This window comes from Novacetimonas hansenii JCM 7643, from assembly GCF_000964405.1.
GTDB lineage: Bacteria > Pseudomonadota > Alphaproteobacteria > Acetobacterales > Acetobacteraceae > Novacetimonas > Novacetimonas hansenii.
In genome coordinates, this window is the sequence record NZ_BANE01000288.1 from 1 (window position 1) to 9,519 (window position 9,519).

Genomic DNA, 9,519 nt, shown 5'->3' on the forward strand with positions numbered 1-9,519 from the left:
AGTTTTTGGTGAAGCTTTTTTCAAAAAGCTTCAGAAGACGCCGCCTTTTAAAAAAAGGCGGCACCCAAACACTTCTCTTGTTTTTTATCAATGAGTTGTTTTCAAACACTCTTTTAGTTGTTTCGGAACGCCGTCAGGTCAGACCGTTCAGGCCGGTCGTGCGCTGCGCTTGCGTGACGATCCGGGTGCGCCCCCACGCGGGCCACCATGCCCACCCCCGCCACCAAAGGGACGCGGACGACGGGCACCGGCGGGCGGGCGTCCACCAGGGCCACGCGGCCCCATGGAACGGCGCGGGCCCATGCCGCCACCGGGGGGGGCGGATGCCGGGGCGATCTGCACCTCGTCATTGTCGATCGCGGCGATGCAGGAACTGAACTTTTCCGCCGTATCAGGCGTGATTTCGAACAGGGTCTGCGTATCGGCGATGCGAATCGCGCCGATATCGGACTTGCGCACCCCGCCAAGGCGGCAGATCAGCGGCACCAGCCATTTCGGGTCTGCCTTGTCCTGCCGTCCGACGCTCATGGAAAACCATGATCCCGGCTCACGCGGGGCATGATCGCGGCCTTCGCGCGGCGCACGGGGGCCTTCGGCGCGCGGTGCGCGGGTGTCAGGCGTGATCTGGCGCACGTTTTCCGGCTGCGGCAGGTGTGCGCGATAACTGCGCAACAGGGCGGCCGCCAACTGTTCGGGGGAATGGCCTTCCGTCAGGCGGGCAATCAGTTCATGATCCGCCTCGGGCACGGCGGCGGACAGGGCCGGGTCCGCCAGCAGGCGCTGTGTATCAAGCACACGGATTTCTTCCGCGCTGGGCACGGCGGACCATGTGGCCGAAATCTTGGCCCCCATCATCAGACGTTCTGCGCGGCGGCGCTGCGATACCGGCACCATCAGGACGCAGACGCCCTTGCGTCCCGCGCGGCCCGTGCGGCCCGAACGGTGCAGCAGGGTGGCCGGGTCGGTCGGCAGGGAGGCATGCACCACCAGCGCCAGCGCGGGAATGTCGATGCCGCGCGCCGCCACGTCGGTTGCGACGCAGACGCTGGCCTGGCCCTTGCGCAGGCTGTCGATCGCGCGGGTGCGTTCGGCCTGCCCCAGTTCGCCAGACAGCGCAACGGAGGAGAAGCCGCGTTCCACCAGCGCGGATTGCAGGTGGCGCACCAGTTCACGCGTGGCGCAGAACACCATCGTCGTCGGGCTGTCGGTTTCGCGCAGGACATTGACAACGGACGGAATGATTTCCCGTGCATCCGTCAGCAGTGCGCGATATTCGATATCCGCATGTTGCTTGGTGCCCGACAGGGTGTCGATACGCAGGGCATCATGCTGGTAACGCTTGGCAAGCGAGGCGATCTCGCGCGCGATCGTGGCGGAAAACAGCAGTGTGCGCCGCGTTTTCGGCATCGCGTCAAGCAACTGTTCAAGCTCGTCACGAAAGCCGAGGTCAAGCATCTCGTCCGCTTCGTCCAGCACGACCACCCGCAGGTCTGTCATGACCAGACGCCCGCGTGACAGATGGTCACACAGGCGGCCGGGCGTGCCGACGACGATATGCGCGCCGATCTGCAGGGCGCGTGCCTCGCGTCGGGCGTCCATCCCCCCGATGCACGAGACGATGCGCGCGCCTGCCGCCGCGTACAGCCATGTCAGTTCACGCGTGACCTGCATGGCCAGTTCGCGCGTGGGGGCGATGATAACCGCAAGCGGTGCGCCGGCGGGACCCAGGCGTTCGTCACCGCCCAGCAGCGTATCGGCCATCGCCAGGCCAAAGGCGACCGTCTTGCCCGACCCGGTCTGGGCCGACACGAGGAGGTCACGCCCGTCGGCGGCGACGTCGAGAACGGCGGTCTGTACGGGCGTGGGGTTTTCATACCCCTGTTCGTCCAGCGCGCGCTGAAGTGCGGGATGGGTTTCAGGAAACGGCATATTATGAAGCAATCCGGGCAGAGTAAATTCAGGGCGACGCAGGAGGAGAGGCCGCCGGCCCTTCATGCGTCATGGGGGAAGGGGGTGCATAAAGAAAGATGGCCCGAAATGCCAGCAATAATGACGGGCCATGCCCAACGTCGCTTTGCGCGGGATGCTCACGCACGGCTTGTCACGCATGATCGGGGGCCCTCATGACAGGCTCGCCCGCGCCCGTTCCCGACCGTGACGCACCTTCGACCCATCTCAGTGACCAGCCGTGGAGCGTCGTGAAAAAACGGTCAGGGCTGCTTTTGGCGCCCTGATTTCCCGGACATGTTCCAAGGCGCGCCGCCTGATTTGGGCCGGGAGGCTTTTTGGACAACTCGCTTCGGGAGAAGGTGGGGCATCGAAGAAATTTTGCATTTTCATCAATGCCGCGAAAATTCCTTGCGATCCGCATGTATCAGGGAACGAGGACGGCTGCCCCTTCGAAACGGCCATGGCGCAGGTCATCAAGCGCACGGTTGGCATCACGCAGGGGATAGGGCGTGGTTTTCGTGCGAACCCCCACGCGCGGGGCAAGTTCGAGGAAGTCTATCCCGTCCTGTCGCGTCAGGTTCGCGACCGAGACAAGCTGCCGTTCCTCCCACAGCAGGTCATATGAGAATGCCGGGATCTCGCTCATATGGATGCCCGCGCATACGACGCGGCCGGCCTTGTGTACGGCCTTCAGCGCAGCAGGCACGAGTGCGCCTACCGGGGCGAAGATGATCGCCGCGTCAAGCTGTTCAGGTGGGGCCTCATCAGATCCGCCCGCCCATGTCGCGCCAAGGTCGCGGGCGAAATCCTGTGTCTTCGTATCGCCAGGCCGGGTAAAGGCATAGACCCGGCGTCCCTGCCACAGTGCAACCTGTGCGATGATGTGGGCGGCGGCGCCGAACCCGTACAGGCCGATACTCTGCGCGTCCTTGCCTGCGATCACCAGTGAGCGCCATCCGATCAGGCCCGCGCACAGCAGGGGGGCCATGGCCACGTCATCTGTGCCATCGGGCAGGTCGGCATCCACAACATGCAGGTCGGTGCGACAGACGCCACAGGCCCCGACCTTGACACGGATCTGTCCCGGTCCCGGGGCAGGGTCCGGCAGGGCCGTCCATTGCAGCGCTGTGTGCGGGGCGTTCAGTCTCATGGCATGCATGGCGTTATTCCTCCCTCGTCATCAGGCCCGTATGTGCGGGGCGCTGGAGCGGGGGCATCCTACCATCATGATGCGCGCGTGCGCATGACATGCGTCACACCGCCCTACAACACCGACGCATGCGGCACATGCAGGCCACGGACAGGTCTCTGTCGGGAGCGCGCGCATATGATTGACAATGTGCTGGGGCAGTCGTTCTGGAGCCGTCGTTGCTACATGACGCCGGAAGGCGATGTCCGGGTTGGACGATACCTGCTGTAAAAAAGGAATACCGGCCGCGCCGTCAGGCTGTTTCCGGCAGGGGTCAGTCAGATGTGCGGTAAGGGGTCATGGCATCAAGGGCCTGCATCTCGCCAAGGATGGCGGTACGTTCATGGCCCAGGAATTCCGCCACCGCATGGCGCAGGCCCGGATGTTCGATCCAGTGCGCGGAATGGGTCAGGCATGGGCGATAGCCACGTTGCAACTTGTGTTCGCCCTGTGCGCCCGCCTCCACCCGGCGCAGGCCGTGGCTGATGGCGAAATCCATGGCGCGGTAATAACAGAGTTCGAAATGCAGGAAGGGCCAGTCGCCACGTTCACAACCCCAGTTGCGGCCATAGAGCGTATCGCGGCCCATCAGGTTCAGCGCCCCGGCAACCGGCGTCCCGTCCTGTTGTCGCGCGATCATCAGGACGACCCGTGCGCCCAGACGTTGCGACAGAAGGGAGAAGAACGGGCGACGCAGGTAGGCGCTGCCCCATTTGCGGTCCACGGTGGAAAGGTAGAAGCGATAGAAATGATCCCACAGTTCCTCGGTAATGTCGGGGCCACGTAGGGTTTCGAACACCAGGCCACAATTGTTGGCGTCGCGGCGTTCGCGTCGGAGTGTCTTGCGCTTGCGCGAGGCAAGGGTGCCAAGAAAATCGTCAAATCCGCCATAACCGGGATTGTCCCAGTGATACTGCACCCCCAGCCGCTGAAGCCATCCTTCGTCCCCCATCAGGTCATATTCGCCCGGTTCGCAGAATGTCACATGGGTGGAAGACAGGCCCAGTTCGCCACAGACCTGCCGCAGGGCCGCAATCAGCGTACGCGCCATGTGTGCATCCCCGCGCAGGTCCGCGCGCACCAGCAGGCGCGGCCCTGGCACCGGGGAGAACGGCACGGCGACCTGTAGTTTGGGGTAATAGGCGCCACCCGCATCCTCGAATGCGCGGGCCCATTGCTGATCGAACACATATTCGCCGAATGAATGCGATTTGACATACATCGGGGCCACCGCGGCGATGGACCCGTCGGCCATGCGCAGGACCATATGCTGTGGCAACCATCCGGTGCGTGCATCGACCGACCCGCTATCTTCAAGCGCGCAGAGGAAGGCATGGCTGACGAACGGATTGTCGTCGCCTGCGCACAGATCCCACTGCGTGGCTGCAATCTCCGCGATGCGACGGTGAAGGGTCAGGCCGGGCCGGGCCGGGGGGCGGGTGGAAGACATCGCGTTATCCCCGCATGTCGTGCGGCGGGCCTTCGCATCTAGACAGGAAGGCCCGCAATCGTGGATCAGGCGATTTCGAACAGGCCTTCGACCTCCACCGCCGAATCCAGCGGCAGGGAGGGCACGCCCACGGTCGAACGCGCATGACGGCCGGCATCGCCAAACACGGCAACGGCCAGGTCGGATGCGCCGTTCATGACAGTCGCATGCTGTGTGAAGTCAGGCGTGCAGGCAATGAAACCACCAAGGCGCACGACCCGCTTTACGCGCGACAGGTCGCCAATGGCGGCCTTTACCTGCGCGATGACGTTGATCATGCTATATCGTGCGGCCTCCACCGCCAGTTCCACTGCGACATTGTCGCCCAGCTTTCCGGTGGCATACAGCTTGCCATCCACCAGCGGTAACTGCCCCGATACAATCAGGGAGGAGCCGTTGATGACGGCGGCGACGTAATTGGCAACCGGGGCGGCAGGCGTCGGCAGGACAATGCCATGCTGCTTGAGGCGCTCTTCGGGGGTGTGTGCGGACATCGGATCAATCCCTGTTTTTCACTGGCGCACGTGCGCCGTCATACAACCAGCCGCAGCCTGCCGCGTCGCGGTGGCGGCGTTTCGTCATTGTCACCGCTCGAATGCCCATTGGCCGGGTGTCCCTTGGCCATGTGCCCCTGTGCGGCATGTTCACGCGCAGGAAGGTCCAGCGGCAGCATGGGCGATGGCGTCGGCATCATGCTGTCCTCATGCGGGGCATCAGGCAGCCTGCGGCCAAGATAGGCATCGGACAATGCCCTGAAGGCGTAGTCCAGCATGGATGTCGCATAGGATGCAACCGCATCACCTTCGACCGTCCCGGCTGGGCCGAAATGGCTGTAGGCAAAGGCCTCGATATAGGTTTCCAGCGGCGCGCCATATTGCAGGCCGATGCTGACGGCCTGTCCCAGACTGTCCATCAGGCCACGTGTCATCGGGCTTTCGCGCGTGGGCGTGATCGAGATTTCGCCCAGCGTCCCGTCTTCGTATTCGCCAGTGCGCAGGTACAGGCGGTGACCGCCTACACTGGCCTTTTGGGTAAAGCCGCCGTGGCGGGGGGGCAGCGGGCGGCGCACGCCACGTTCCAGCAGTGCGCGGGTCTGCAACGTGTCACGCACGCAATCGGGGCGTGGTGGCATGCGGTCGATAAACCCGGCAAGCGCGCGATACATCGACTGGTGGGAGGACGCATCGGGCAGGGGCAGCACGACATCGCCCGCCAGTGTGGCGGCAAAAGCAGCCTCCAGCGTCAGGCCACGGCATGCCAGTCGCGCCAGCGTGCTTGTCGCCAGGCGTCCGTCCGGACGCAGGGGGGAAAATGCCGGGGCCAGCCCGCATGCTTCGACCCCAAGCAGTGCGTCGATCGGGCCGGGGGCGGAAAAGCCGGTTTCCACCCGCGCCATGGGGCGTTCGGTTTCCACCGCCGCATCCTGCCATACGGTGCGTGCGATCTGGTTCACGCCGGGGACGACGCTGCGCACGGGCGGCAGGGGCAGGGCGTCCGCGCCTTCGCCGGCGTGGGCCACCAGCGTCGCCAGCGCGACAAGGCTGCATGCCGCGTCGCGTCCGCCCTCGCTATTGTAATCAAGGCCAAGGCCCGCAAGGCAGGCATCAAGGTTGGTCAGCAGGATTTCCCCCGCGACCATCGTGCGTGTTCCCGCCAGGTCATCGGGCATCGTGGCCGGGGTCGGTGCGGGATCACCAAGCGGCAGTTCCCCGTTGCGCAGCGCCGCCTTCTGTTGCGCGATGGCGCGCAGCACGCGGGCCAGCAGGCGCAGCGCGGCCACAAAATCATCGGCACGGAAGCCGATGTCGGGATGCACGAATGCGGCAAGGTTGACGATAAATCCCGGCCTGCGGTCGAAATGCCCGTGCCACAGCGCCTCTGTCGGGGCGGCCTGGCGCAGCAGCAGCAGGCACGAGAGCGAGCGCGCGACCGGTTCGATGGCCGGCCCGGCGGTATCGCCCGCGCACAGGTCATCAATCCATCGCGCCGCCTCGTGCGTCAGGTCGATGGGACGGTGGCCCGGCGTCAGCCGCGCAAGCGCTTCCGCCGCCGTATCGTCCCAATCGGCGGGAAGTGTGACGGTGCGGGGGGTATCGTCGGGGTCCGCGGCGGCCTGCACGGTACGCATGCGAACGCCGTTCCAGTGGCTTCGTGCTGTCATGGGGGCAGTTTATCCCCGCCTGCCATCCGGCCGGAACCCGGTGGAAGGGGAGTCGCAACTATACATTCCACTGTATATTGTGGATATGGGGGATAACTTTGTGTGAATGACGCATGGGGCCATTGGCGGCGGCACGGTCGCGGCGTGATGCGTGCGATATGGGCACGATATGTGCGCGATCCCGCAGATGTGACGCCGTGTTCGCGGAAAATGCCGCTAGGTTGCGGGTCATGGCAAATCTCGGCACCCGTATCTATACCAGATTCAAGGGCCGGCTGGTTGGCAAGGATGCCGATGGCCGGTGCTATTATGAGGCCCGCACGGCCAACCGGACCGGTGGAGGTCTGAAGCGGCACGAACGCTGGGTCATCTATCACAAGGGGGAGGATGCGTCCGCCGTCCCGCCGGAATGGTGGGGATGGCTGCATCATGTCGATGACGCCCCCTTGCCCGAAAGCGCGCGCAAGGCGTGGCAGGCCCCGTACCAGCCCAACCAGACCGGCACGCCCGATGCCTATCGCCCGCCCGGCAGCGATTATCGCGGCGGGCAGCGGGCTTCAACCACCAGCGATTATGATGCATGGTTCCCCGAAGGGTGAAACGCACGGCATAACCTGTTATGGGTGATGCTGATCGATTTTGGGAAAGCATCGCGTCATGGTTGCTGCGGTTTCAGCACGTCCGGAACGGAAGCCGGCTGATCTTCTGGCCGGGTTCGCGGTCCTTGCATTGCTGGGCGGGTTTCTGGCCTATGCCGTGATTGACAAGGGCCGGCCCGCCGAAAGTGGATACCGCCTGAATGCATCGTTCGCGCATATCGACGGGCTTGCCGTCGGGTCGGACGTGCGCCTTGCCGGGATTACGGTGGGACAGGTCGTTGAGGAACGGGTTGACCCCAAAACATTCGCCGCGGGCGTGACCTTTACGGTGCGCCCCGATATCAGGCTGCCCGATGATACGGCGGCCATCATCACCAGTGACAGCCTGTTGGGCGGGAAATATATCGCGTTGTCCCCCGGCGGGGATGACAGGATGCTGCGCCCCGGCGCCACGATCGGGGAAACGCAGGGGTCCATCAGCCTCGAACAACTGCTGAGCAAGTTCATCTTCTCCGTCACCGACACATTGACGCAGGCCAACCAGGCGCGCGCCCATGCGCAGCAGTCCGGCGCGGCCCCTGTAGTAACTTCCCCTGTTGCACCTTCCCCCGTTGCACCTGCCTCTGTCGCACCTTCCCCTGCCACGTCTGGCACTCCCACATCTGCCCCACCCCCTCTTGCGCCACTTGATGCGCCTGCCGTGGGCACGGTGCCGTGACGATGGGACACGGTGAGAGTGAAGATGATGCGATTCCCGCGATCTGGCCCCAACCCGATGGACAGCCGGTGTCATGTCGGGAAAAACTGGTGGTGCTGCGTGAAAATTATGTCGAACTGCATGATGTCATGCGCGACGCGTTCGAGGATGCGATCCTGATGGGTGTGGATGAGGCGCAGATGCGGCGTATCCTGACTGAACTGGTCAACAGGATGCGGAGCCCGCACGCATGATCCGGCAGATGCGTGTTGCTGCCTTCGCCAGCTTGCTGCTGTGCGGGGGCATGGTCCTTCCTGTTGTGGCCCATGCCGATGCGCCGCAGTGGCTGGCGCCCCCCGTGATGTATCCGCCTGATACGTGGAAGGGGCGTGGCGTCGCGATCGTGCGTATCCTCGACAAGCTTGATGCCCATGTGCAGATCCTCAATATTCCCGCCGGGCAGGATGCGACCTACAAAAGCCTGACGCTGCATGCGCGGGCCTGTCTTGAACGGCCGCCGACGCTGCCTGCTGACACGGCGGCGTGGCTTGCCGTGCGTGACGCGCATGAGGGCATGACCCCCTTTGATGGCTGGATGCTGACGCAGGAACCCGCGCTCGGCCTTTTCCAGAATCCGCTTTATGACGTGCAGGTCGTCGGGTGTGCCGGGGCGGATGTCGCCCCGATTCCCCCGCCGCTTGCGGTGGTGCAGCAGCAGGCCACCCCTGCCGACGTTCCTGCCGCCCCCTCTACCGCGGCATTGGGGACAGCCGCCATGACACCCGATGGTGCGGCGTCCCCGGCCACACCGCAGACGGCCACACCGCAGCAGGCGACGGCCCTGCCGCCGTTGCCGCCCCTTCCGCCTCAGCCGTCATCGCCGCCCCCGGCGCGCCCGGCAGCCCCTTCGCTGTCGTCCCCCGTGGCGCCCATGGCCGCCCCGCCACCGGCAGCGGAAGATAATTCGGCGGCTGCCCCACTCTTGCTGCATTGATATGCAAGCATGGTTCGACGCCACGTAAACGGGGGGCGGGCAGTGCCGTTCCCTTCGTTTGCGTCGATATTTTCGCCTGTTCGGTTTCCCGGAGGTCATGAAACATGATGAGCCTGATGTCTTTCCTGCCTGGCCATGGCGACATGCCCCCCCCGGACAAGACCGCGTTCTTGCTGGATTTTGACGGGACTCTGGTGGAAATCGCGCCGACACCCGAATCGGTGAAGGTGCAGGCCGGGCTGCTGGCGACATTGCGGCGGTTGCGGGCGAAATGCGGGAATGCGGTGGCGGTCATTTCGGGCCGCCCGATTGACCAGATCGACTTCTTCCTGGGCGATGTGCCCTATGCCGTGGCGGGGGAACATGGCATCGCCGTGCGCCGCAGCCCCGGCGGTTCCATCGTGCGCGCCAACCTGCCAGCCGTGCCGTCCGCATGGCTG

The 9,519-nt window shown here is 64.6% G+C and carries 10 protein-coding genes and 1 pseudogene; 6 read left to right on the top strand and 5 right to left on the bottom strand.

Annotation, left to right across the window (positions count from 1 at the left end; genetic code table 11):
- Positions 1-147: 147 nt before the first annotated feature.
- Positions 148-1,929 (bottom strand): DEAD/DEAH box helicase, encoded by a 1,782-nt coding sequence (locus B7G66_RS15065; RefSeq protein WP_003617424.1) that lies wholly within the window; start codon positions 1,927-1,929, stop codon positions 148-150.
- A gap of 445 nt (positions 1,930-2,374) precedes the next feature.
- Positions 2,375-3,109, bottom strand: a complete 735-nt coding sequence (locus B7G66_RS15070) for an MDR/zinc-dependent alcohol dehydrogenase-like family protein (protein ID WP_003617426.1) — start codon at positions 3,107-3,109, stop codon at positions 2,375-2,377.
- A gap of 33 nt (positions 3,110-3,142) precedes the next feature.
- On the opposite strand from B7G66_RS15070, the gene B7G66_RS15075 reads away from it, so the two are divergent.
- Positions 3,143-3,370, top strand: coding sequence for a hypothetical protein (locus tag B7G66_RS15075; RefSeq protein WP_141312677.1), 228 nt, complete (start codon positions 3,143-3,145; stop codon positions 3,368-3,370).
- A 43-nt stretch (positions 3,371-3,413) separates the two neighbouring features.
- On the opposite strand, the gene B7G66_RS15080 is transcribed toward B7G66_RS15075, so the two are convergent.
- The 3 genes from B7G66_RS15080 to B7G66_RS15090 all read right to left on the bottom strand — a co-directional run bounded on the left by B7G66_RS15080 (position 3,414) and on the right by B7G66_RS15090 (position 6,789).
- Entirely contained in the window at positions 3,414-4,589 is a 1,176-nt protein-coding gene (locus B7G66_RS15080; protein WP_003617430.1) for a GNAT family N-acetyltransferase, read from the bottom strand.
- Between the two features lie 65 nt (positions 4,590-4,654).
- Positions 4,655-5,122: a RidA family protein gene (locus B7G66_RS15085; RefSeq protein ID WP_003617435.1), complete on the bottom strand. Its 468-nt coding sequence runs from the start codon at positions 5,120-5,122 to the stop codon at positions 4,655-4,657.
- A 38-nt stretch (positions 5,123-5,160) separates the two neighbouring features.
- Entirely contained in the window at positions 5,161-6,789 is a 1,629-nt protein-coding gene (locus B7G66_RS15090) for a TSCPD domain-containing protein (RefSeq protein ID WP_231106231.1), read from the bottom strand.
- Between the two features lie 230 nt (positions 6,790-7,019).
- Between B7G66_RS15090 and B7G66_RS15095 the strand changes: the two genes are divergently transcribed.
- The 5 genes and pseudogenes from B7G66_RS15095 to B7G66_RS15115 all read left to right on the top strand — a co-directional run.
- Entirely contained in the window at positions 7,020-7,388 is a 369-nt protein-coding gene (locus B7G66_RS15095) for an NADH-ubiquinone oxidoreductase subunit NDUFA12 family protein (protein ID WP_040511351.1), read from the top strand.
- A 58-nt stretch (positions 7,389-7,446) separates the two neighbouring features.
- Positions 7,447-7,941: pseudogene (gene mlaD, locus B7G66_RS15100) on the top strand (outer membrane lipid asymmetry maintenance protein MlaD); the annotation flags it as partial.
- A gap of 167 nt (positions 7,942-8,108) precedes the next feature.
- Positions 8,109-8,339 carry a hypothetical protein gene (locus tag B7G66_RS15105; RefSeq protein WP_003617442.1) on the top strand — a complete coding sequence of 77 codons (231 nt, stop codon included), beginning with the start codon at positions 8,109-8,111 and terminating at the stop codon, positions 8,337-8,339.
- Positions 8,336-9,079 (top strand): DUF2155 domain-containing protein, encoded by a 744-nt coding sequence (locus B7G66_RS15110; RefSeq protein WP_003617444.1) that lies wholly within the window; start codon positions 8,336-8,338, stop codon positions 9,077-9,079. Before B7G66_RS15105 ends, B7G66_RS15110 begins: the two co-directional genes overlap by 4 nt.
- A gap of 107 nt (positions 9,080-9,186) precedes the next feature.
- Positions 9,187-9,519, top strand: a 333-nt coding sequence (locus tag B7G66_RS15115) for a trehalose-phosphatase (RefSeq protein WP_048859356.1), incomplete at its 3' end; no start/stop codon positions are given.

Coding starts and splice junctions, on each gene's coding strand:
- B7G66_RS15065 (WP_003617424.1), bottom strand. CDS start 1,929: ATGCCGTTTCCTGAAACCCATCCCGCACTTCAGCGCGCGCTGGACGAA.
- B7G66_RS15070 (WP_003617426.1), bottom strand. CDS start 3,109: ATGCATGCCATGAGACTGAACGCCCCGCACACAGCGCTGCAATGGACG.
- B7G66_RS15080 (WP_003617430.1), bottom strand. CDS start 4,589: ATGTCTTCCACCCGCCCCCCGGCCCGGCCCGGCCTGACCCTTCACCGT.
- B7G66_RS15085 (WP_003617435.1), bottom strand. CDS start 5,122: ATGTCCGCACACACCCCCGAAGAGCGCCTCAAGCAGCATGGCATTGTC.
- B7G66_RS15090 (WP_231106231.1), bottom strand. CDS start 6,789: ATGACAGCACGAAGCCACTGGAACGGCGTTCGCATGCGTACCGTGCAG.
- B7G66_RS15095 (WP_040511351.1), top strand. CDS start 7,020: ATGGCAAATCTCGGCACCCGTATCTATACCAGATTCAAGGGCCGGCTG.
- B7G66_RS15105 (WP_003617442.1), top strand. CDS start 8,109: ATGGGACACGGTGAGAGTGAAGATGATGCGATTCCCGCGATCTGGCCC.
- B7G66_RS15110 (WP_003617444.1), top strand. CDS start 8,336: ATGATCCGGCAGATGCGTGTTGCTGCCTTCGCCAGCTTGCTGCTGTGC.